This is a genomic window from Stenotrophomonas sp. Steno-C17 (assembly GCF_056393165.1).
On the sequence record NZ_JBWJPD010000003.1, the window covers coordinates 251,078 to 273,288 of the forward strand.

Genomic DNA, 22,211 nt, shown 5'->3' on the forward strand with positions numbered 1-22,211 from the left:
CCGCCGAACAACGCGCTGCCTACCATAGCGGCGACGACAGCGGCCACCGCGTCGCACGTTTCCGGCCCCGCCGGGACGACCACAAAATGCTCTACAACATTGCCTGGGAGGGGAAAATGTTGAACCACAAGCGCAGCGCGCTGAGTCTGGCGCTGGCCGTCGTACTGGTGCCGTCGCTGGCATCGGCGCAGTCCACCGAAACCACCACCGCCGATCCGTCCGCCACCAACCTGGACACCGTGCAGGTGACCGGCATCCGCCGCGGTATCGAAAACGCCATTGCGGTGAAGCAGAGCGCCACCTCGGTGGTCGAAGCGATTTCCGCCGAAGACATCGGCAAGCTGCCCGATGTCAGCATCGCCGAATCGCTGGGCCGCCTGCCCGGTCTGGCCGCCCAGCGCGTGGCCGGCCGCGCCCAGGTCATCAGCGTGCGTGGCCTGTCGCCCGACTTCGCCACCACCCTGCTCAACGGCCGCGAAGTGGTCAGCACCGGCGACAACCGCAGCGTTGAATTCGACCAGTACCCGTCGGAACTGGTGAACGGCGTGACCGTGTACAAGACCCCGGACGCGGCGCTGGTCGGCCAGGGCCTGTCGGGCACCATCGACATGCAGACCGTGCGCCCGCTCAGCTTCCCCGAGCGCGTGATCGCCGTCAGCGGCCGCCTGCAGAAGAGCTCGCTGGGTGATGCGGCCAATGTCGATGAATTCGGCAACCGCTTCAGCGCCAGCTACATCGACCAGTTCTTCGACAAGACCCTGGGCATCTCGATCGGTTACGCGCACAGCGACAACCCGATCCAGGAAAACCAGGTGGGCCTGTACGAGCCGTGGTCGACCGAGCAGGCTGACCTGGGCAACCGCCCGGGCATCGCGCCGGGCACCTACTTCTCCGATGGCATCAAGGCCCTGCGCCGCACCGGCAACAACAAGCGCGACGGTGTGATGGCCACCATCCAGTTCCGGCCGAACAACGCCTGGACCAGCACCTTCGATGCGTTCCACACCGAAGCCGAACAGATCGACACCGCCAACCAGTTCGAGGTCAACCTCAGCAACTACAACGGCGGCTACACCCCGGGCCTGCTGATCAGCAACCCGCAGGTCAATGCCGATGGCACCTTCACCGGTGGCACCGCCAGCGGCGTGTACCCGCTGGTGCGCGGCATGTACAACAAGCGCAAGGACAAGATCGATGCGTTTGGCTGGAACAACGAGTTCACCTTCGGCAGCGTGAAGCTGGTGGCCGACCTGAACTACTCCAAGGCCACGCGTGACGAGCTGAACCTGGAAAACAACCTGCAGCTGACCCCGATGCCGCAGCTGGACACCATCGGCCTGGTGGTGAACCCGAACGGCTTCTCGCAGATTTCGCCGGGCCTGGATTATTCCAACCCCGATGCGCTGTTCCTGACCAACACCATCTACGGTTCCGGCTACGGCAAGGTGCCGCAGGTGGAAGACCGCCTGAAGGGCGGCAAGCTGGCGGCCACCATCAGCCTGCCTGAAGCGATGGCGTCGTGGGCACCGGACCTGGATATCGGCGTGAACTACGCCGATCGCCGCAAGACCAAGACCCAGTCCGAAGGCAACATCCTGCTGGGCGCCCAGGGCGATGCCAACATTGCTTCGGACCTGCAGTATTCGCCGGTGAACCTGGGCTTTGCCGGCATCGGCAACATTCCGGCCTGGAACGTACCGGCCGCCGTGGCCCGCTACATGACCTTCGATCCGGTCGACAACCTGGATTACCTGATTCCGAAGTCGTGGGTGGTGCAGGAAAAGATCACCACCGCCTGGGCGCGCCTGAACATCAACACCGATATCGGCGTGGTCGGCGTGCGCGGCAACATCGGCGTGCAGATGCAGCACACCGACCAGAGTTCGGATTCGCGCTACTGGGACAGCTCGCAGCCGGCCGGCAGCAACATCCAGCCGTATTCCAACGGCAAGACCTACAACGACTGGCTGCCCAGCTTGAACCTGGCCTTCATGTTCCCGCATGAGCAGACCCTGCGCTTTGCCGTGGCCAAGCAGGTTGCCCGCCCGCGCGTGGACCAGATGCGCGCCGGCCTGGAATTCGGCGTGGATACTGCCACCGGCAAGCCCGGCGGCAGCGGCGGCAACCCGCTGCTGGATCCGTGGCGCGCCACCGCCATCGATCTGTCCTACGAGAAGTACTTCGGTGAAAAGGCCTACGTGGCCGCCGCCGTCTTCTACAAGGACCTGAAGAGCTACGTGTACACCCAGTCGGTGGACAACTACGACTTCACCGACCTGCTGGGCAGCTACGTGCCGCCGCCGGGCATGACCGTGCCGGTGCTGACCACCGGTACGTTCTCCTCGCCGCAGAACGGCAAGGGCGGCACCCTGAAGGGCCTGGAACTGACCGCATCGTTCCCGCTGGACATGCTGACCGACAGCCTGCGTGGCTTTGGCGTGCAGGCCAGCGCCACCTTCAACAAGAGCGACATCGAGATCCTGGACCCGGAAAGCGCCTCCAGCGTGGGTACCGATCCGATCAGCCTGCCGGGCCTGTCCGACCGCGTGTACAACTTCACCGCCTACTTCGAGCGCAATGGCTTCGAAGCGCGCGTGAGCCAGCGCCGCCGTTCGGACTTCATCGGTGAGATCGGCAACTTCAACGGCAACCGCACGCTGCGCTACGTGGTGGGCGAGAACGTGACCGATGCGCAGGTCAGCTACACCTTCAGCGACAGCAGCGCCCTGCGTGGCCTGACCCTGCTGCTGCAGGGAAGCAACCTGACCAACGAGCCGTACCGCACCTATGCCGGCACCAAGGATCGCCCGCTGGAATACATCGAGTGGGGCCGCACCTACGTGCTGGGCGTGAACTACAAGTTCTGACCCACGCCAGAAAGCCCACCGGAAACCCGCTGCGCAGGCAGCGGGTTTTCTTTTGCGCGGGCGTTGGTGACGCGCCCCGGTAGATCCACGCCATGCGTGGATACGCCCCCCGACAACCACGCATAAAAAAGGGACGGGGCGCTTCGGCCCCGTCCCCGCAAGTACCGCCACCGGAGAAATCGGTCAGCTGCGTCGGGCGCAATACACCGCGCGCGGCGGCAGCCGCAGTTCGTTGCCTTCCACCGTGCCCGCATCCGGGCCCGGTACGGCCACCTGCTCCCAACGGCCGGCCGGCAGCGGATGGCTGACCGGCGCTGCCGACAGGTTGAAGGCCAGCAGAAGAGTTTCATCTGCAAGCATACGCTGGAAAAGCAGCACCGGCTCGGCGCTGTCCAGGAACTGGATGTCCCCGTGCAGCAGAGCCGGCTGGGTGCGCCGCCAGGCCAGGAAATCGCGGAAGGCGCTCAGCACCGACCGCGGATCGTCCTGCTGCACGGCCACCGCGGCGGCACGGTGCTCGGCCGGAATGGGCAGCCACGGCTTGCCGGTGGTGAAGCCGGCCAGCGGGGCGTCGGTCCACGGCAGCGGCGTGCGGCAGCCATCACGCCCCTTGAAGTTGGGCCAGAAGGTGATGCCATACGGGTCCTGCAGGTCCTCGAACGGCACCTCGGCCTCGGCCAGGCCCAGTTCTTCGCCCTGGTACAGGCATACCGAGCCGCGCAGCGAACACAGCATGGCCACCAGCATGCGCGCCAGGCGCGGGTCGGCCGGGTGGCCGCCCCAGCGGCTGACCGCCCGCTCCACGTCGTGGTTGGACACCGCCCAGCACGGCCAGCCCTCGGTCATCACCGCTTCCAGGCGCGAGACCGTATCGCGGATGTAGGCCACGCTGTAGTCGTCCACCAGCAGCTCGAAGCTGTAGCCCATGTGCAGGCGGCCGTCCTGGGTGTACTCGGCGGTGGTGGCCAGCGAATCTTCCGAGGAGATCTCGCCCAGGCTCACCGCACCCGGGTACTGGTCCAGCAGCGCGCGCAGCTGTTCCAGGAACGGCAGGTTTTCCGGCTGGGTGTTGTTGTAGTAGTGGTACTGGTAGGCGTACGGGTTGTCCGGACTGAACCCGCGCCCCACCCGCTTGTCCGCCGGCTTGGGCGGGTTGTCGCGCAGCTGCGCGTCGTGGAAGCAGAAGTTGATGGCATCCAGGCGGAACCCATCCACGCCGCGGTCCAGCCAGAAGCGCACGTTGTCCAGCGTGGCCTGCTGCACCGCCGGGTTATGGAAGTTCAGGTCCGGCTGGTCGACCAGGAAGTTGTGCAGGTAGTACTGCTCGCGGCGCGGTTCCCACTGCCAGGCGCCGCCGCCGAACAGCGACAGCCAGTTGTTGGGCGGGGTGCCGTCTTCGCGCGGGTCGGCCCAGACATACCAGTCCGCCTTCGGATTGCTGCGGTCCTGGCGGCTTTCACGGAACCAGGCGTGCTCGAGCGAAGTGTGGCTGAGCACCTGGTCGATCATCACCTTCAGGCCCAGGCCGTGCGCCTTGGCCAGCAGGCGGTCGAAGTCGTCCAGGTTGCCGAACAGCGGGTCCACATCGCGGTAATCGGCGATGTCATAGCCGAAATCGGCCATGGGCGATTTGAAGAACGGCGAGATCCAGATGGCATCCGCGCCCAGCGCGGCAATGTAGTCCAGACGCTCGATGATGCCCGGCAGGTCGCCGACCCCGTCGCCGTTGGCGTCGAGGAAACTGCGCGGGTAGATCTGGTAGATGACGGCTCCGCGCCACCATGGATTGTGCGACATCGACAGCCCCCCTCCGGGCATGCGGGACCCGCCGGCAGCGGGCCGAAAACCAACTCCGGCAAGCTTAGCGGCGGCCTCCGCGCGATGGCGCTGGCTGCATACGTATTCACGCCGCCGGGCCGGCCAGCGCCCCGCGAAAAGACCGGTCGGGTCGGTTTCCGCCCGAATTCACGGCCAGCGCCTATAATCGGGGGGAGCCTGAAAGCCTGATCGCATGACCATCACTGAAGACACCCGTCCCGCCCTGGGCCTGCCCCAGATCCAGTCGCTTGCTGCGGCCGACATGGCCGCCGTCGATGCCCTGATCCGGCGCCGGCTGTCCTCGGACGTGGTGCTGATCAACCAGATCGCCGACCACATCATTTCCGCCGGCGGCAAGCGCCTGCGCCCGATGCTGGTCATGCTGGCCGGCCACGCGGTCGGTCAGTCCGGGCCGGAGCACCACCAGCTGGCGGCCATCATCGAGTTCATCCACACCTCCACCCTGCTGCACGACGATGTGGTGGACGAATCCAGCCTGCGCCGTGGCCGCAGCACCGCCAACGCCCTGTGGGGCAATGCGCCCAGCGTGCTGGTGGGTGATTTCCTGTACTCGCGCAGCTTCCAGCTGATGGTGGAACTGGACCGCATGCCGGTCATGCAGATCCTGGCCGACACCACCAACCGCATCGCCGAAGGCGAAGTGCTGCAGCTGCTGCACGTGCACAATCCAGACACCGACGAAGCGGCCTACCTGCGCGTGATCGAGCGCAAGACCGCGGTGCTGTTCGCCGCCGGCACCCGCCTGGGCGCGCTGGCCAGCGGCGTGGACGAAGCCACCCAGCAGGCCCTGTACGACTACGGCATGCACCTGGGCTACGCCTTCCAGATCGCCGACGACGTGCTCGATTACTCGGCCAATGCCGAGGAACTGGGCAAGAACCTGGGCGACGACCTGGCCGAGGGCAAGGCCACCCTGCCGCTGATCCACGCCATGGCCCACTCCGACCCGGCCACCCGCGAGCGCCTGCGCAGCATCGTGCAGGACGGCGACGCCTCGGCCATGCCGGAAGTGCTGGCTGCGATCCGCGCCACCGGTGGCCTGGACTACAGCCGCCGCCGCGCCGAGGAATACGCCGAAGCCGCCGAGCGCGCGCTCGACGGCCTGGGTGACAACGACGCGGTCGCCGCCCTGCGCGGCCTGGCCCGCTACGCGGTGCAGCGTTCGCATTGATCGGTGAAGGGGTGCCGACCTTGGTCGGCACCCACCCAACGCGGCGGTAGGTGCCGACCTGGGTCGGCACAGAAGCATCGGTAGGTGCCGACCTTGGTCGGCACAGAAGCATGGTAGGTGCCGACCTTGGTCGGCACAGAAGCATCGGTAGGTGCCGACCTTGGTCGGCACGCCGTCAACAGTCGAGCATGGCTCGACCCTACAAAAACCGTTCCTCGAAGAATTCGTCCAGCGCCTTCCACGCGCGCTTGGCCGCGCGTTCGTTGTACTGGCACCCCGGCGGGCTGTTGGCATCACGCTCGGCAAAGCAGTGCACCGCGCCGCTGTAGTTGGTGAATTCCCAATCGACCTTGGCCGCGTCCATTTCCTTCTGGAAACTGCCGATATCCTCGGCCGTCACGCTGGTATCGTCGGCACCATTGAGCACCAGCACCGAGGGATGCGTGCCACCGGCCTGTGCCGGCAGCGGTGAGCCCAAGCCGCCGTGCAGGCTGACCACACCGGCCAGCGGTGCGCCGGCGCGCGCCAGCTCCAGCACCGTGGTGCCGCCGAAGCAGAAGCCCACCGCACCGATCCGGCTGGCATCCAGCGGCGCCTTGCCCGCCTGCGCCTTCAGCACGTTCACCGCCTCCAGCGCGCGTGCGCGCAGCAGCGGCCGATCATTGCGCAGCTTGCTCGCCACCGGGCCGGCCTCGGCATCGGTTTTCGGCCGCACGCCCTTGCCGTACACGTCGGCGACCAGCACCACGTAGTCATCGCCAGCCAACTGTTTTGCTTTTTCAATCGCCGATGCGTTCACGCCCTTCCAGTTCGGCACCATCACCAGGCCGGGGCGCTTGTCAGCATCGCCGTCGTCGTAGACCAGCACGCCACTGAAGGTCGTGCCCTGGTGCGTCCATTCCACCGGCTGGGTCTTCATCGCCGCCCACGCCGGCATCGCCGCCAGCCCCAGCATCATCGCCACGCCATACCGCCAACTGTTCATGCGCCTGCTCCAGTAGAGGGAAAGCAGGCCGCACACGGTCCGCGCCTGCCAGTGCGCATTCTGCATTGGCGGCGTGACGCAGGTGTGGTTGCATAGCCCTCTGTTCCTGCTTCCCTGCAACTGAATGAACCTGGTAGATCGCTTCCTGTCCGGCCTTGTTGCCCGTTTGCCCGACGATGACGCCCCGCAATGGGCCCACGTGCAGGGTGCCGGCGCCGACGACCTGCACCGCCTGCGCACGCAGTGGCCGCAGGTGCCCGACAGCCTGCTGCAGTTGCTGTCACGCGTGGATGGCACGCACTACCGTGAATACCCCGGTGGCGAGGTCTGCGTGCTGATGCTGGGCTCGGACGTGGGGGACTATCCGTACTTCCTGCGCTCGGTCGAACAGATCTTCGAAGACCAGCGGCAGTGGGACGACAGCATCCGTTCCATCTACGAAGAATGGCTGGACGACGAGCCGGACATCCTCGGCGCCGGCATCGACGGCGACCTGCCGATGAACCGTCGCCTGTGCTTCTCGCACTGCATGAACAACGGCGGCACCTCGATGCTGTACCTGGATTTCGATCCGGCGCCGGGCGGCACCGTCGGCCAGGTGGTGCGCTACCTGCACGATCCGGACAGCTACGCGGTGATCGCCCCCAGCTTCGATGCGTACCTGCAGGACCTGATCGACCGCGATTACAGCTTCATCGAGTAGATCCACGCCATGCGTGGATGGGGGTCAGAGCCCTTTCCTGCGGAAAGGGATTCGACCCCGCAGCCTTACCCGCGCTCGATCCACTGCAACGTGCCCGGCTCGAACGCCAGCAGATCGGCTGCCGCCAGGCGCGCGCGCGACCAGCGACGCTCCGGCGGCTTGCCCTGCCGGGCACCTACCGAACCATCGTAGTCCCGCACCAGCAGTCCGATGCGCGCCGCACCCGCGCCCAGCAACGCATCGATGCGCTGCAGCCATTGGCCTGCATCGGCCAGCGCTTCTTCGCGACGCACCTGCTGTTCCTGCGCATGCCGCGCCAGCTGCTCAGCCAGCGCGCGGGCGATCTTCGCCTCGCTCCAGCCCTTCTTCCGCCAGCGCTCGGCATCGCCTGCCCACACTGGCTCGGCCCGCAGCGAGGCCAGCGCCGTGCCGCAATCGCAGTGCGCGGCACTCAGCCACGGCTGCCAGCCAGGGCCGACCGCCGCCTCCAGGCTGGGCGAGGCCTGCGCGAACAGACGTCGGCCGCTGCGGCTGAAGACCGCGGCAGCCGTGTCGTGGGCCAGCGTAGTGGGCAGGAACACGGTGATGAAGGTACACATGCAGGCGTCCGGGTCCGTCCGGGAATGCGCCGATGGTAACTCGCCCCAGGAGTAGATCCACGCCATGCGTGGATGGGGTCGTGGATGGGGTCAGAGCCCTTTCCTGCGGAAAGGGATCTGACCCCTCAGCCGATGCCCAGCCCCGGAATCGCGCTGATGCTGTCCGGGTTGAACCCGGCCAGCTCGGCGAAGTGACGACCGCGCGCCACGTAATCGCGATAGGCACCAAAACTCGGCGCGCCCGGCGACAGCAGCACGACCCCGCCCTGCGCACCCAGCGCGGTACGCGCCAGCGCCATGGCCTCGGGCAGATCCCCCGCCGCGTGCAGGCCGAAGCGGCCGGCATCGGCCAGCGGCTGCAGCATGGCGTGGATGCGCGGGCCGTTGCTGCCCATGGTCACGATCTCCACCGGCGGCACGTCGTGCGCCATGTGCTGCATGAAATCGGTCCAGTCCAGGCCACGGTCATGCCCGCCCACCAGCAGCGCAATGCGCTGGCCGGCGAAGCACTCCAGCGCCGCCAGGCTGGCGTGCGGCGTGGTGCTGATGGAATCGTTGATGTAGGTCAGGCCTTCGGCCACGCCGATGCGCTGCAGCCGGTTCGGCAACGGGCGGAAGTCCTGTACTGCCGGTGCCAGCGCCACCGCATCCAGGCCCAGCGCTTCCAGTGCGGCCAGCACCGCGCACAGGTTGCCGCGGTTGTGGCGGCCGGGCAGCGGCGTGTTGCGGGTATCGAACACCGCCTGCGCGCCGCGGTGCACGATGTCGCCGCGCATGTGCCAGCCCTGCGGCTGGTTGAACCAGACCACCTCGCTGTCGGTCAGCGACAGCGCGGCCAGATGCGGATCGGCCGCGTTGAGCACGGCGATGCGCGGCGCCGCTTCGGTCACCAGGCGCAGCTTGTCTTCAATGTAGCGCTGTTCGCTGCCGTGCCAATCCAGGTGTTCGGGGAACAGATTCAGCACCACCGCCACCTGCGGCCTGGCGCCACTGCGCGCCACTTCACCGGTCTGGTAGCTGGACAGCTCCACCGCCCAATACTTCGGCGCAGGCTGCGGGTCCAGCACTTCCAGCAGCGGCAGGCCGATGTTGCCGACCAGGCCGGTGCGATGACCCGCGGCGCGCAGCAGGTGCGCGACCAGCGCGGTGGTGGTGCTCTTGCCCTTGGTGCCGGTCACGCAAACGGTGTCGTGCACGATGCCGTCGGCACCGGCATGTTCGGCGAACCACAGCGCGGTGCCGCCAATGAAAACCGTGCCCTGCGCGGCCGCCGCCAGCGCGATCGGCTGGTAGGGGCTGATGCCGGGCGACTTGATCACCACATCGAACGCGGACAGCGCCTCGGCCGTGGGTTCACCGCGCACATCCAGCAGCCCCTGCGTTTCCGCACGCGCCGCGTCGGCTTCAGCGGCCGGGCAGAACAGGCTCAGGGCCAGCGCGGGCAGGCGCGCGCGCAGCACGGCAAACGCCGCACGGCCCTCACGTCCCCAGCCCCACAGCGCGACGCGCTTTCCTTCAAGCTGCGAAATCTTCACGCACCTGTTCCCACAACGCGGCCGGAATGCGGTGCTCGCCCTGCAACAGCAGCAGCGGCGCCAGTTCCAGTTCGGCGGCGTCCAGCTGCGGCTGGATCTCGTTGCAGAAGCGCTTCACCAGCACGTCTTCCTTCCATTCCGGGCGCTGCGCCAGGGTCGCCATCGCCGCACGCGATTCGCGGCCTTCGCCCACGCATTCGAACGGCTTGTGGTCCTGGAATTCCAGCAGCGCATCGAAGCCACCGGCCTGCTCGGCATCGTCCAGCAGGTTGCGGCCGAAGATGCGCACCAGGCGGGTCTTGGGCATGAACGGCGCCAGCGCCAGGAATACGAAATGGCACTTCGGGCAGACGCCGCACCAGCGGTTCACCGGGCGCTCGCCCAGAATGTGGAAATTGCGGTTGCAGCTGGAGAAGTGCGCGTCGTAGAAATCGTTCTTGGCGAACTGGCGGGCCACCGCCAGCTCGGACATCGGGCGCAGCAGCGAGTAGTACTGCAGATCGGCGGCCACCTGCTGCTGCACGTGGTTGCCGAACGCCTGCTCGAAGGCCCAGCCCTTGGACCACTGGTGGTTCACTTCGCCGGTGCCGGGAATCTGGCTGCCGTAGCTGGCCGAACGCTCGTTGGAGAACACCACCTGGTCCACGCCCTGCAGCAGCGCGGCCAGCACCATGATCGCCGAGTTCACCGCAGTGACCGGAATATGGCCGTTCCACGCGCCCTGGCGGTTCAGCTCGAACAGTTCGGGGGCCAGCGCGCGGCCCAGGTTCAGGGTCGGCAGGCCGGTGCGCTCGGCACAGGCGCGGATCAGCTGCGAACCGCCGATCCAGGTCACCGTTTCGTCCACCCCGGCCCGGCGCAGCGCTTCAATGCTGACCAGCGAATCCTTGCCGCCGCCGATGGCCACCAGCGCATGCGGCTGCAGGCCCAGCACCGGCGCCTGCACCGCTTCGCCCTGCACCGGCAGGCGGAAACGCCCGCGCAGGTTCAGGCCGTTGCGGTAGGCGAATTCGCCCAGACCATTCAGGTAGACCGTTTCCACCAGGGCCGCGGTATCGGCATCGATCGCATAGCTGTCGATGCTGACCGTCTCCGGCACCCCGGCCTTGTAGTAGCTGACACCGGCGATCAGGTGCAGCAGCTGCAGGGCGCGCTGCACGGCGGCGGCACGCGCGTCGTCCAGCACGAACGGCGCGCCCGGCACGGTGATGGTTTCCACCATCTCCGGGCCATCATCGAAGGCGTAGACCAGCTTGGCCACGCCGGTATCCGCGGCGAATTCGCAGCGGACGAAGCGGAAGCGGGAAACCTGGTGTTTGTCGAAAGCAGTCATGGTGAATCCAGTTTCAAGCACGGTCAGGCACGGGCCCGCGCCTGCGCGCGGGACGTGTCGGTGGGCGGGTGCAGGGCGCGAAGGCTGGCGATCACTCGATCACGTCTTCGCGCGGCATCGCCCGCTGGTTGTAGGTGTTGGACATCACATAGCCGTAGGCACCGGCGTCGGCGATCAGCATCACGTCGTCCGGCGCGGTCGACACCGGCAGCTTGCGGCGCTTGCCGAACACATCGCTGGATTCGCAGATCGGGCCGACCACATCGAACGCCGCTTCGGCGTAACCGCCCTGGCGGCTGAGGTTCTCGATGTCATGCCAGGCGTCGTACAGGGCCGGGCGCATCAGCGTGTTCATGCCGGCATCCAGGCCGACGCGGCGCACGCCGTCCTTCTCCACCACCTGGGTGGCGTGGGTCAGCAGCACGCCCGATTCGGCCACCAGGTAGCGGCCCGGCTCGATCGCCAGGCGGAACGCCGGGTGCAGCGCCTTCACTTCGGCCAGGCCCTCGGCCCACGCGTCCAGGTCGAACGGCTCGTCTTCTTCGCTGTACGGAATCGGCAGGCCGCCACCGATATCGATGGTCTGCACGCTGCCGATGCGGCGGGCGAACCCGGCCAGTTCATCGCACATCAGGCGCCAGTGCTGCGCGGTTTCCACGCCGCTGCCCAGGTGCGCATGCAGGCCGACCACGCGGGTGCCCAGCTCGGTGGCCGCGCGCACGAATTCGTCCACGCGGGCGATCGGCAGACCGAACTTCGATTCCTTGCCACCGGTGCGCACCTTGGCATGGTGGCCTTCGCCACGGCCCAGGTCCACGCGCAGCCACAGTTCGCGGTTGCGGAACAGGTCCGGCCAGCGCTGCAGCGCCTCCACGTTGTCCACGGTCACGGTCACACCGAGTGCGAACGCGGCTTCGTATTCGCTGCGCGGGCAGAAGCTGGGGGTGAACAGCACGCGCTTGGGCGACAGTTCCGGCAGGTGCTGGAACACGTGCTTCAGTTCACCGTGCGACACGCATTCCAGGCCGAAGCCTTCGGCTTCCAGCAACTGCAGGATGGCCGGATGGCTGTTGGCCTTGATGGCGTAGTAGCGCTGGTCGATCGGCTTGATCGCGGCCAGCGCACGGGCGCGGGCGCGCACGGTGGGCAGGTGGTAGACGTAGCGCGGCGTGCCGGCGTCGGCCAGCTGCAGCAGGTGCGCACGCTGGCCACGCCACCACGGCGTGCCACGCGGGCGCACCGTGCCGGCAATCTCGCGCCAGCGCGGGCCGAACACTTCGGTCTCTTCCACCGGCATGGCGCCGCTGTCGATCAGCTCGGCATGCAGGATCGGCAGCAGGCCATCGGCATCGGCCTCGTCGATCACGAAGGTCAGGTTCAGGTCGTTGGACGACTGCGAGATCATGTGCACGCGTTCGCGACCGAACGTGGCCCACACGTCCGACAGCTTGTGCAGCAGCGAACGCATGCCACGGCCGACCAGGGTGATGGCCGCGCACGGCACGATCACCTTCACCTTGCAGATCTGCGACAGATCGGCCGACAGCGCGGCCAGCACATCGGTATTGACCAGGTTCTCGGACGGGTCCAGCGACACGGTGACGTTGGTCTCGGCCGAACCGATCAGGTCCACCGACAGGCCGTGCTTCTTGAACAGGCCGAACACATCGGCCAGGAAGCCGACCTGCTGCCACATGCCGATGCCTTCCATCGACACCAGCACGATGCCGTTGCGGCGGCTGATCGCCTTTACCCCCGGCACCGGCGCGGCATTGCCGTCGATGCTGGTGCCCGGCAGTTCCGGGCGCTCGGTATCGAGGATGGCCATCGGCACGCCAGCGTCGCGGCAGGGCTTGATCGAGCGCGGGTGCAGCACCTTGGCGCCGGTGGTGGCGATTTCCTGCGCCTCGTAATAGTCCAGGCGGGTCAGCAGGCGCGCGTCCGGCACGTCCTTCGGGTTGGCGCTGAACATGCCCGGCACGTCGGTCCAGATTTCCACGCGGCTGGCGCCCAGCAGCGCACCGAAGTACGCCGCCGAGGTATCTGAACCACCGCGGCCGAGGATGGCGGTACCGCCGTCGGCATGCCGCGAGATGAAGCCCTGGGTGATCAGCAGGCGGGTCGGCTGCGCACGGAAGCGCTGCGCCCACTCGCCATCGGCACGCCACTGGCAGTTCACCGACAGCCGCTGCGACCAGTCGCTCTGGTTCGGCTGCGGCGGCATCGCGTCCAGCCACTGGCGGGCATCCATCCAGCCCATGTCCAGGCCCGACGCATGCAGGTAGGCCGCGCCCAGGGTCGAGGACAGCAGTTCGCCCTGGCCCAGCACCTCGGCCTGCCAGTCCAGCGTGCGGGTGGCGGCGCGTGCGTCGTCCAGCAGGCCCTGCAGCACGGCCAGGCGCTCGGCCAGCACGTCGTGGCCCAGCCCCAGTTCGTCCAGGAAGCCCAGGTGGCGTTCGACCAGGGCGGCCACGCGGTCGCGGCTGTCGGCGGCGCCATCGGCAATGGCGGTCAGTTCATTGGTGACCCCGGACAGGGCCGAGACCACCACCAGCACGCGCGAGCCGGTTTCTTCCGCGCGTTTTTTCGCCAGCTTCCCGATCGTGTCCCAGCGGTGGCGACGCGACACCGAGGTGCCGCCGAACTTCAGTACGATCCAACGATCGACAAGGGGGGAAGCTGACATGGATAGGCTATGTGTAATGTGGGGAAGCCGCCCACAGGGGCGGAACCTTCGATTCTAAGCCCAATGGACCCGCCAATGGCCGCCTTCCGTTACCTGCAGCTTGATGTCTTCGCCCCCCGGCCCGGCCTGGGCAACCCGTTGGGGGTGGTGCTGGGCGCCGAGGGCCTGTCCGGCGCGCGCATGCAGGCCCTGGCCGCCTGGCTGAACCTGTCCGAGACCGTGTTCTTCCTGCCCCCCAGCGCACCGGGGGCCGACTACCACATCCGCATTTTCACCCCCGCCAGCGAGCTGCCGTTCGCCGGCCACCCCAGCGTGGGCGCGGCCTGGGCGGCGGTCACCTGCGGTCTGGCGCAGCCGCGCGACGGCGCACTGGTCCAGCAGTGCGCGGCCGGGCTGCTGCCGGTGCGGGTGAGCGGCGCGGCCGACGCCCCGCACATCGAACTGGCCAGCCCGCCGGCACGCCACCTGCCGACCGCCCCCGGCGCGGTGCCGGAAGCACTGCAGGCGCTGGCCGCGGGTGGCCAACGGCCCGAGCTGTGGGACAACGGCCCACGCTGGTGGCTGCTGCCGCTGCGCGATGCCGCCGCGGTACGCGCATTGGCGCCGGACATGGCCGCCCTGCGCGACTGGAGCAATGCCACCGGCGCGACCGGCGTGGCGGTGTTTGCCGCCGAGGACGCGCCGCAGCACCAGTGGGTGGTGCGCGCGTTCTGCCCCGGCGATGCGGTGAACGTGCCCGAAGACCCGGTGACCGGCAGCGCCAATGCGCTGATCGGCGCCTGGCTGGGCGAGCGCGGCGTGCTGCCCGGCGGCACCGGCCGCTACGTGGCCAGCCAGGGCCGCGAGGTCGGCCGCGATGGCCGCGTCCATGTGCAGGTGGATGCCCAGGGCTCGGTGTGGATCGGCGGCCAGGTGCAGTGCGTGATCGACGGCCAGATCCACTGGTAGCGCCGGGCCGTGCCCGGTGGCCGTACCGCGCGCCGCGCTACCATTTCCCCATTTCGCTGGAGCCACCCCTGATGTCCGCACGCCGTTTCCTGCAGCTTGATGTGTTTTCCCCGCGCGCCGGTGCCGGCAATCCACTGGCCGTAGTGCTCGACGCCGAAGGCCTGGACGACACGGCCATGCAGGCCATCGCACGCTGGACCCGGCTGCCGGAAACCACCTTCGTGTTCCCGCCCGAAACGGCCGGCAGCAGCTACCGGCTGCGCATGTTCAGTCCGCAGAAGGAAGTCCCGTTCGCTGGCCATCCCAGCGTGGGCACGGCCCATGCCGTGCTGGTGGCCGGCCTGGCCGCGCCGGTCGACGGGGTCCTGGTACAGGACGGCATCGCCGGCACGCTGCCCCTGCAGGTCACCGGCGTAGGCGCGCAGCAGCGCATCGCCATCCGCACCCCGCGTGCGCAGCTGGCCGAAACCGCACAGGCCGATGACCCGCGCTTGTCCGCCGCACTGCAGGGCTGGGCGCTGGGCACGCTGCCGCCGGCCCGCATGCAGGGCGGCCGCAGCTGGTGGGTGGTGCAGGTGGCCGATGAAGCCCAGCTGCGTGCCTTGCGCCCGGACTGGGACGCGATCGCCGGCCTGGCCGAATCCACCGACAGCATGGGTGTGTTTGCCTACGCTTTCAGCGATGGCAACGCGGGCTACGATCTGGCGGTACGCGCCTTCGTCGGCAACGGCCGGCGCTTCGAAGATGCTGCGTCGGGCGCGGCCAATGCCGTGCTGGCCGCCTGGCTGGACCTGCGCGAGGCCCTGCCCCGCGGCCGCCAGCCCTACGAAGTCAGCCAGGGACGCGAGGTCGGCCACGATGCGCGCCTGACCCTGTACGTGGACGCCGACGGTGAGGTGTGGTCCGGCGGCCAGGTACAGACGGTGATCACCGGCACCCTCGATTGGTGATCACCGCAGAACGCTAGCGCCGGGCCGTGCCCGGCGGCTTTCCGCTCCGCTCGCCGGGCATGGCCCGGCGCTACCGCGCTCAGCCCAGCTCTGCTTCCAGGCTGATCGGCACTGCACTCAGTGCCTTGGACACCGGGCAGTTCTGCTTGGCGTCATCGGCAATGGCACGGAACTGGGTGGCGTCGATACCCGGCACCACCGCTTTCACTTTCAGGCGGATCTGCGAAAGCTGCGGACCGCCTTCCATCGACAGGTCGACCTTCGCCTCGGTATCCAGCGAGGTCGGTGTAAACCCGGCCTCGCCCAGCTTGGCCGACAGCGCCATGGTGAAGCAGCCCGCGTGCGCGGCGGCGATCAGTTCTTCCGGATTGGTGCCTTTTTCCTCGCCGAAGCGGCTGTTGAAGCCGTAGCGGGTCTTGTCCAGCAGCCCACTCTGCGGGGTGCTCAACTGGCCCTTGCCCGACTTCAGATCCCCTTCCCAGTGCGCGGTGGCGTGTCGCGAGATTCCCATGTGCTGCTCCTGCGTGGCGTTGGTGAACGCTTACCCTGCCACGGCCAGCGTTAGCCCTGCGTCGCTCCGCCGCAGTGGCAGGCGCTGTCCCGGGCCATCGGCGTGGACACTTCTTCGCCAACCGGACGCGCATTTTTCCCTTGTTTTCAGTGCTTTCGCGCGAAACGCCCGACTCCCGCAGCGCACCAGAGCCGCGCAATCCCCTGCCGCGCGCCATGTACTGAATCGGTCTGGATATGAAAAAACCTGCACTTTCAGCGCTCCGGGCTATTGGCGGCGCCCACGAGTTGCCCTACATTGCGCTTGCCGACGGGGTTCGGCGCCGACCAAACAACCAACCGTTCACGGAACAGGAAACCATGGCAAAGACCGCTAAGAAGGCTGCCCCGAAAAAGGCAGTGAAGAAAGTCGCGACGAAGGCTGCCGCCAAGCCGGCCGCTCCGAAGCCGATCAAGGAAGTGCTGACCAAGTCCGGCCTGGTTGCACACATCGCTGAAGCATCCGGCGTTGTCGCCAAGGATGTGCGCGCTGTGCTGGCCTCGCTGGAAAGCGCTGTCGCTTCCTCGGTGCACAAGAAGGGCGCTGGCTCCTTCACCCTGCCGGGCCTGCTGAAGATCTCCACCGTCAATGTGCCGGCCAAGCCGAAGCGCAAGGGCATCAACCCGTTCACCAAGGAAGAACAGTGGTTCGCCGCCAAGCCGGCCACCACCAAGCTCAAGGTTCGCCCGCTGAAGAAGCTCAAGGACGCTGCGCTGTAAGCGCGCGCCCACGGCGATCTTCTGACGGGACGGCCCAGGCCGTCCCGTTTTTTTTGGTGGATCCACGCCATGCGTGGATGCGGCCCCCAGGCCAATCCGCAACACAGCGTTTCCCTGCGGATACCCTGCCCGCCCACAGCCGCGCCAGCATTGGCCGCAGCCGCTGTTTTCCGCCGCAGGAACGGACCGGGTGGAACACTGCGTGCAGCGCGGGCCGTCGCCGCCGGTCACCGCCTTGCCTATGGTGGGCACATCCCCCCAACGACAGGCGAGCACACCTCCCATGGCCAGCCCCTCCACCCGCTACCGGATCTCGGTGACCCCGATCGAAAAGGACGGGCACCAGTGCACCGGGCGCTGCACCATCGAACTGGAACACCGCGCCAGCCGCGATCTGATGCGCCTGCTCGAAGCCGCCCCGCGCACGCCCGGGCTCAGCGGTGACGAGCGCGCCACCCTGGTGGTCGCCGCGCAGTTGCTGCGCGATATCGTGCAGCGCCATGCCGACAGCGAGGGCCACGCACTGGCGGCGGTGGCGCCCGAACTGCAGGCTGCGCTGGATGCGCTGGATCAACGCGTCTCATCGCGCTGATTCCCGCCCAGCCGATACACTGCCGCCTCCCATTGGCCTCGGGGAGGAGGCAGACATGCGCAGTTCCGTGGGTTGGTGCCTGGCCATTGCATTGATGGGGTGCTCGCGCGCCCCCGCCGATGCCCCCGCGTCGCCCGCCACCACCGCCACAGCGGCCGACGCACCTGTCGCGACCGCCCCGGCGGACGACGCCAAGGCCGGAACCCTCGCAGCACCGGCGGTCGACCCGCTGTTCGGCGCCGTTGCAGCGGGCAGCGAAGCGCCCGCGCACATGCTCAACCGCTACATGCTGGCCCTGCTCAACGGCAACCGCAGCGACAGTGATGCGGCCTGGGCCTTCGCCCCGACCGACCCGCGCCATGCCGATGATGCGCTGCTGCGGGCATTGCCGGACCTGCTCAGCCTGCGCCTGGACAGCGAACCGCCCCTGCCCCGCGACAACGAACGCCCCAGCCGCCTGCTGGAAGTGCCGGTGCGGGTGCGTGCCAGCACCGGCCAGGGCACCTTCCGCTTCCACGGCTGGTATCGCGTGCAGCCACGCGCCGATGGCCAGGGTTGGCAGATCCAGTCGGCGAAGCTGGAACCCACGCTGGACTGAATCACCTTCGCAGCGTGCACCCGCGATTCAGCGTCCACCGCTACTCTGTGAGTCATCTCATCACCTGCCCGGTCACCGCCATGCGCCTGCGTTCCCTGCTGACCCGTGTTGCTGCATCCACCGTCCTGATTGCCGCCGCCATCGGCGCGCAGGCCGCCCCGTCCATTTCCGGCCGCGAACTGTCGGTCGGCGCCAGTGATGTCCAGCAGTATCTGGATGGCAGCTTCCCGCGTACCCAGGACGCCCTCGGCGGGCTGGTCGCACTGACCATGAGCCATCCGCAGCTGAGCCTGCCGGCCGGCGAACGCTTGAACCTGGGCATGGACCTGGCGCTGGCCACCGCGGGCGGCAACCCGGCCAACCTGGGCAAGGTGAAGCTCAGCAGCGGCCTGCGCTACGACGCCCAGACCCAGGGCTTCCACCTGCAGGACCCGACCGTGGACGATTTCACCCCGGCCAGCCAGGGCGGTCGCCTGGACTCGCGTACCCGCGCCCTGCTCAACGCCGCACTGAGCGACTACGCGCGCCGCGAACCGATCTACAAGCTGGACCCGACCGTGGCCGGCGTGCTGGGCGCCCTGCAGGTGCAGTCGGCGCAGGTGAAGAACGGCAAGCTGGTGGTCACCTTCAACCAGAACCTGGGCAGCCTGGTGCCCGCCGGCCTGCTGGGCAAATAAGGTAGCGCCGGGCCATGCCCGGCGGCTTCTGCATTTCCCACGCGTGGCGTTCGCCGGGCATGGCCCGGCGCTACCGCTCACGCCGCCAACGCGTTCACCACCGCTTCGCTGAACGCCGGAATATCGTCCGGCTTGCGGCTGGTGATCAGATTGCCATCCACCACCACTTCGGCATCGCGCCAGCGTGCACCGGCGTTGGCAAGATCCTGTCGCAGCGACGGCCAGGATGTCACCTCGCGGCCTTCGGCCAGCCCACTGTTGATCAGCAGCCAGGGTCCGTGGCAGATCGCGGCCACCGGTTTCCCCGCCGCCGCCACGCTGCGGATGAAGCCCAATGCGGCCTCATCAGTCCGCAGCGCATCGGGATTGATCACCCCACCCGGCAGCACCAGTGCGTCGAAACGGCCGGCATCGGCCTCGGCCAGTGGCAGGTCCACGGCCACCACGCCGCCCCAGTCCTTGTCCTTCCATCCTTTGATACTGGCTTCCCTCGCGGGGGAAACCACGGTGACCGTGGCGCCCTGCGCTTCCAGCAGGCGCTTGGGTTCGGTCAGTTCGGACTGTTCAAAGCCGTGGGTCGCAAGAATGGCAATCTGCTTGCCACCAAGTCGCTGTGCCATGTCGAATGCTCCGGGAAAAGGAGCAGACAGCGTGGTCGAAGGCCCATTGCACGCCGGTGACCCCTCCGTGCACGCCAGGTGCAGGCCGCCCTTGTAGAGTCGAGCTTGCTCGACTGCGCCTTGCTCGACTGCTCTTCGAAAAGCAGTCGAGCATGGCTCGACTCTACATTCCGGCCCGCTCAGCGCTTGGGCTGCAGCATCGTGCCGGTGCACTTGGGCGAACCGCAGCGGCACTCCCAGATCTTCTTCAGCTTGGCCGTGTGGCGCTCGGCCAGCACGATGCCGTAATTGTAGGTCAGCTCTTCGCCGGCCTTGATATCGCGCACCGCCTCGATGAACACCTTGTCGCCGCGGCTGTCGCCGTCTTCGCCTTCCTCGATCACCGCTTCGCAGTTCGGGTCGCAGCTGTGGTTGATCCAGCGCGCGTCGTTGCCCTTGTAGTTGGCGTCGATCACCCAGTCATCGTTCAGCGTGAACAGGAAAGTGTGGCCACTTTCCACATCGCCGCTGTCATCGGCATCGACGTCGCCATGGCTGCGCAGCAGGCCCTTGTACTGGATCACGCGCTCGCCCTGCTTGATCGGGGCCACGGCGAACACGCCGTTGCCATGGATGGCGGACTTGCGGGCTTGGATCTTCTTCGGCATCGGCAAGGGGGTTGGCAGCGATAGGAACGTTGATTCTCACCCATTCACAGTGATTGCGAAAATCACCCCCATGCCGCAGCATGTCGCCCCACCCCGTCTTCGGGGTGCCCCGCCGCCAGCCCAGCGCCGGCTGAATGGCCGGGTTGGATGCCGGCGAAGAAAAGCGTACAATTTCAGTCCGCTTTAAGAACCACTCGCATCCCCATGTTGCGCGTCACCAAACTCACCGATTACGCCACCGTCGTACTGACCGTGCTTGCCGCCCGCCCGGGCGAGGTGCTCAGTGCCACCGAGCTGGCTGAATTCACTGGTCTGGAACCGCCCACCGTCAGCAAGGTGCTCAAGCCGCTGGCCCAGGCCGGCCTGGTCGAAGGCCTGCGCGGCGTGCGCGGCGGCTACCGGCTGACCCGCGCCCCCGGGCAGATCACCCTGTTCGAGGTGGTCGAAGCGATGGAAGGGCCGCTGGCCCTGACCGAATGCAGCCACGACCACCACCAGTGCAACATGGCGCCCAAGTGCGGCGCGCGCAGCAGCTGGCGGCTGATCAACGATGTGGTGTCCGAGGCCCTGCGCGATGTCAGCCTGGCCCAGATCCTGCCCCCTCTTCCCCTTGTCGATGACGAACAGCGCCGCACCATCGCTGTCGACGTCGTCTCCTGATCCGTAGGCAGCCCCCCATGGCCACCGAAACCATCGAAACCGTCACCCACGACGACACCCCCAACCGCGAGATCCACGAGCAGCTGGGCCGCAAGTATTCGGCCGGCTTCATCACCGAGATCGAATCGGACTCGCTTCCGGCTGGCCTGGACGAGGACACCATCCGTGCCCTGTCGGCCAAGAAGGAAGAGCCGGAGTGGATGACGCAGTGGCGCCTGGACGCCTACCGCCACTTCCTGACCATGCCGATGCCGAACTGGGCCAAGCTGCAGATCGCCCCGATCGACCTGCAGGCGCTCAGCTACTACTCCGCGCCGAAGGGCCCGAAGTACGCCTCGCTGGATGACGTTCCCAAGGAACTGCTCGATACCTACGACAAGCTGGGCGTGCCGCTGCACGAGCGCGCCAAGCTGGCCGGCGTGGCAGTGGACGCGGTGTTCGACTCGGTGTCCGTCGGTACCACCTTCCGCAAGGAACTGGCCGAGAAGGGCATCATCTTCTGCTCCATGTCCGAGGCCATCAAGGAACACCCGGAACTGGTGCGCCAGTACCTGGGCACCGTGGTGCCGGTGGGCGACAACTACTTCGCCGCGCTGAACTCGGCCGTGTTCTCCGATGGCAGCTTCGTGTTCATTCCCAAGGGCGTGCGCTGCCCGATGGAACTGAGCACCTACTTCCGCATCAACGCCGGCCACACCGGCCAGTTCGAGCGCACCCTGATCGTGTGCGAGGACAAGGCCTACGTGTCCTACCTGGAAGGCTGCACCGCGCCGATGCGCGATGAGAACCAGCTGCATGCGGCGGTGGTGGAACTGGTGGCACTGGAAGACGCCGAAATCAAGTATTCCACGGTGCAGAACTGGTACCCGGGCGACGAGAACGGCGTGGGCGGCATCTACAACTTCGTCACCAAGCGTGCCGAATGCCGTGGCGCGCGCAGCAAGGTCACCTGGACCCAGGTCGAGACCGGTTCGGCGATCACCTGGAAGTACCCCTCCTGCGTGCTGCTGGGCGACGATTCGGTGGGCGAGTTCCACTCGGTGGCGCTTACCCACCACCGCCAGCAGGCCGACACCGGCACCAAGATGATCCACGTCGGCAAGCGCACCAAGAGCAAGATCGTCAGCAAGGGCATCAGCGCCGGCCGTGGCCAGAACACCTACCGCGGCCTGGTGAAGGTGGACCGCAACGCCGATGGCGCGCGCAACTACACCCAGTGCGATTCGCTGCTGATCGGCAAGCAGTGCGGTGCCCACACCTTCCCCTACATCGAGGTGAAGAACCCGGGCGCCACCGTCGAGCACGAGGCCACCACCTCGAAGATTTCCGACGACCAGCTGTTCTACTGCCGCGCCCGTGGCATCAGCCAGGAAGACGCGGTGTCGATGATCGTCGACGGCTTCTGCAAGCAGGTGTTCCGCGAACTGCCGATGGAGTTCGCAGTGGAAGCCAAGAAGCTGCTGGAAGTCTCGCTGGAAGGGTCGGTGGGTTGACCCGCCTGCTGCCTTCGTTCTGATTATTCAGCCACGCAT

At 67.4% G+C, this 22,211-nt stretch carries 20 protein-coding genes; 11 read left to right on the forward strand and 9 right to left on the reverse strand.

What is annotated here, in order from left to right; all coding sequences use genetic code 11:
• Positions 1 to 116: 116 nt before the first annotated feature.
• Positions 117 to 2,867 carry a TonB-dependent receptor gene (locus AC06FA_RS04505; RefSeq protein ID WP_478067294.1) on the forward strand — a complete coding sequence of 917 codons (2,751 nt, stop codon included), beginning with the start codon at positions 117 to 119 and terminating at the stop codon, positions 2,865 to 2,867.
• 183 nt (positions 2,868 to 3,050) lie between these two features.
• On the opposite strand, the gene AC06FA_RS04510 is transcribed toward AC06FA_RS04505, so the two are convergent.
• Positions 3,051 to 4,664, reverse strand: coding sequence for an alpha-glucosidase (locus AC06FA_RS04510; RefSeq protein ID WP_478067295.1), 1,614 nt, complete (start codon positions 4,662 to 4,664; stop codon positions 3,051 to 3,053).
• Between the two features lie 214 nt (positions 4,665 to 4,878).
• Between AC06FA_RS04510 and AC06FA_RS04515 the strand changes: the two genes are divergently transcribed.
• Positions 4,879 to 5,877, forward strand: a complete 999-nt coding sequence (locus AC06FA_RS04515) for a polyprenyl synthetase family protein (protein ID WP_478067296.1) — start codon at positions 4,879 to 4,881, stop codon at positions 5,875 to 5,877.
• 199 nt (positions 5,878 to 6,076) lie between these two features.
• Here AC06FA_RS04515 and AC06FA_RS04520 read toward each other — a convergent pair whose 3' ends face one another.
• Positions 6,077 to 6,862: a dienelactone hydrolase family protein gene (locus tag AC06FA_RS04520; RefSeq protein ID WP_478067298.1), complete on the reverse strand. Its 786-nt coding sequence runs from the start codon at positions 6,860 to 6,862 to the stop codon at positions 6,077 to 6,079.
• A 124-nt stretch (positions 6,863 to 6,986) separates the two neighbouring features.
• Here AC06FA_RS04520 and AC06FA_RS04525 point away from each other — a divergent pair, with 124 nt between their 5' ends.
• Entirely contained in the window at positions 6,987 to 7,565 is a 579-nt protein-coding gene (locus AC06FA_RS04525) for an SMI1/KNR4 family protein (protein ID WP_478067299.1), read from the forward strand.
• A 65-nt stretch (positions 7,566 to 7,630) separates the two neighbouring features.
• On the opposite strand, the gene AC06FA_RS04530 is transcribed toward AC06FA_RS04525, so the two are convergent.
• The 4 genes from AC06FA_RS04530 to AC06FA_RS04545 form a co-directional block, all read right to left on the reverse strand.
• Complete coding sequence (locus AC06FA_RS04530) at positions 7,631 to 8,164, reverse strand: hypothetical protein (RefSeq protein WP_478067300.1); 534 nt, start codon at positions 8,162 to 8,164, stop codon at positions 7,631 to 7,633.
• Between the two features lie 125 nt (positions 8,165 to 8,289).
• The gene (murD, locus tag AC06FA_RS04535) at positions 8,290 to 9,699 is read right to left on the reverse strand and encodes a UDP-N-acetylmuramoyl-L-alanine--D-glutamate ligase (RefSeq protein WP_478067301.1); all 1,410 of its coding nucleotides are present in this window, start codon (positions 9,697 to 9,699) and stop codon (positions 8,290 to 8,292) included.
• Positions 9,680 to 11,032, reverse strand: a complete 1,353-nt coding sequence (murL, locus tag AC06FA_RS04540) for a UDP-N-acetyl-alpha-D-muramoyl-L-alanyl-L-glutamate epimerase (protein WP_478067302.1) — start codon at positions 11,030 to 11,032, stop codon at positions 9,680 to 9,682. Before murL ends, murD begins: the two co-directional genes overlap by 20 nt.
• A 91-nt stretch (positions 11,033 to 11,123) precedes the next feature.
• Positions 11,124 to 13,718: a bifunctional aspartate kinase/diaminopimelate decarboxylase gene (locus tag AC06FA_RS04545; RefSeq protein WP_108752411.1), complete on the reverse strand. Its 2,595-nt coding sequence runs from the start codon at positions 13,716 to 13,718 to the stop codon at positions 11,124 to 11,126.
• A gap of 75 nt (positions 13,719 to 13,793) precedes the next feature.
• Here AC06FA_RS04545 and AC06FA_RS04550 point away from each other — a divergent pair, with 75 nt between their 5' ends.
• Together AC06FA_RS04550 and AC06FA_RS04555 are read left to right on the forward strand one after the other, a co-directional pair.
• Positions 13,794 to 14,666, forward strand: coding sequence for a PhzF family phenazine biosynthesis protein (locus AC06FA_RS04550; RefSeq protein ID WP_478067304.1), 873 nt, complete (start codon positions 13,794 to 13,796; stop codon positions 14,664 to 14,666).
• A gap of 71 nt (positions 14,667 to 14,737) precedes the next feature.
• On the forward strand, positions 14,738 to 15,616 hold the full coding sequence (locus AC06FA_RS04555) for a PhzF family phenazine biosynthesis protein (RefSeq protein ID WP_478067305.1): 879 nt from the start codon (positions 14,738 to 14,740) through the stop codon (positions 15,614 to 15,616).
• Positions 15,617 to 15,695: 79 nt separating this feature from the next.
• Here the strand turns inward: AC06FA_RS04555 and AC06FA_RS04560 are convergent, their stop codons facing one another.
• Positions 15,696 to 16,127: an OsmC family protein gene (locus AC06FA_RS04560; RefSeq protein ID WP_053516662.1), complete on the reverse strand. Its 432-nt coding sequence runs from the start codon at positions 16,125 to 16,127 to the stop codon at positions 15,696 to 15,698.
• A gap of 359 nt (positions 16,128 to 16,486) precedes the next feature.
• On the opposite strand from AC06FA_RS04560, the gene AC06FA_RS04565 reads away from it, so the two are divergent.
• The 4 genes from AC06FA_RS04565 (at position 16,487) to AC06FA_RS04580 (ending at position 18,752) form a co-directional block, all read left to right on the forward strand.
• On the forward strand, positions 16,487 to 16,885 hold the full coding sequence (locus tag AC06FA_RS04565; protein WP_108748848.1) for an HU family DNA-binding protein: 399 nt from the start codon (positions 16,487 to 16,489) through the stop codon (positions 16,883 to 16,885).
• Positions 16,886 to 17,168: 283 nt separating this feature from the next.
• On the forward strand, positions 17,169 to 17,477 hold the full coding sequence (locus AC06FA_RS04570) for a DUF3861 family protein (protein WP_478067306.1): 309 nt from the start codon (positions 17,169 to 17,171) through the stop codon (positions 17,475 to 17,477).
• Between the two features lie 55 nt (positions 17,478 to 17,532).
• Positions 17,533 to 18,075 carry a hypothetical protein gene (locus AC06FA_RS04575; protein ID WP_478067308.1) on the forward strand — a complete coding sequence of 181 codons (543 nt, stop codon included), beginning with the start codon at positions 17,533 to 17,535 and terminating at the stop codon, positions 18,073 to 18,075.
• A gap of 80 nt (positions 18,076 to 18,155) precedes the next feature.
• Positions 18,156 to 18,752 carry a YceB family lipoprotein gene (locus AC06FA_RS04580; RefSeq protein WP_478067309.1) on the forward strand — a complete coding sequence of 199 codons (597 nt, stop codon included), beginning with the start codon at positions 18,156 to 18,158 and terminating at the stop codon, positions 18,750 to 18,752.
• A gap of 77 nt (positions 18,753 to 18,829) precedes the next feature.
• Here AC06FA_RS04580 and AC06FA_RS04585 read toward each other — a convergent pair whose 3' ends face one another.
• Positions 18,830 to 19,372 (reverse strand): type 1 glutamine amidotransferase domain-containing protein, encoded by a 543-nt coding sequence (locus AC06FA_RS04585; RefSeq protein WP_478067310.1) that lies wholly within the window; start codon positions 19,370 to 19,372, stop codon positions 18,830 to 18,832.
• 179 nt (positions 19,373 to 19,551) lie between these two features.
• Complete coding sequence (locus AC06FA_RS04590) at positions 19,552 to 20,019, reverse strand: SET domain-containing protein (RefSeq protein ID WP_478067311.1); 468 nt, start codon at positions 20,017 to 20,019, stop codon at positions 19,552 to 19,554.
• A 204-nt stretch (positions 20,020 to 20,223) separates the two neighbouring features.
• On the opposite strand from AC06FA_RS04590, the gene AC06FA_RS04595 reads away from it, so the two are divergent.
• Positions 20,224 to 20,679, forward strand: coding sequence for an SUF system Fe-S cluster assembly regulator (locus tag AC06FA_RS04595; protein WP_478067312.1), 456 nt, complete (start codon positions 20,224 to 20,226; stop codon positions 20,677 to 20,679).
• Positions 20,680 to 20,696: 17 nt separating this feature from the next.
• The gene (gene sufB / locus AC06FA_RS04600) at positions 20,697 to 22,172 is read left to right on the forward strand and encodes a Fe-S cluster assembly protein SufB (RefSeq protein WP_312706310.1); all 1,476 of its coding nucleotides are present in this window, start codon (positions 20,697 to 20,699) and stop codon (positions 22,170 to 22,172) included.
• The last annotated feature ends 39 nt before the right edge of the window (positions 22,173 to 22,211 follow it).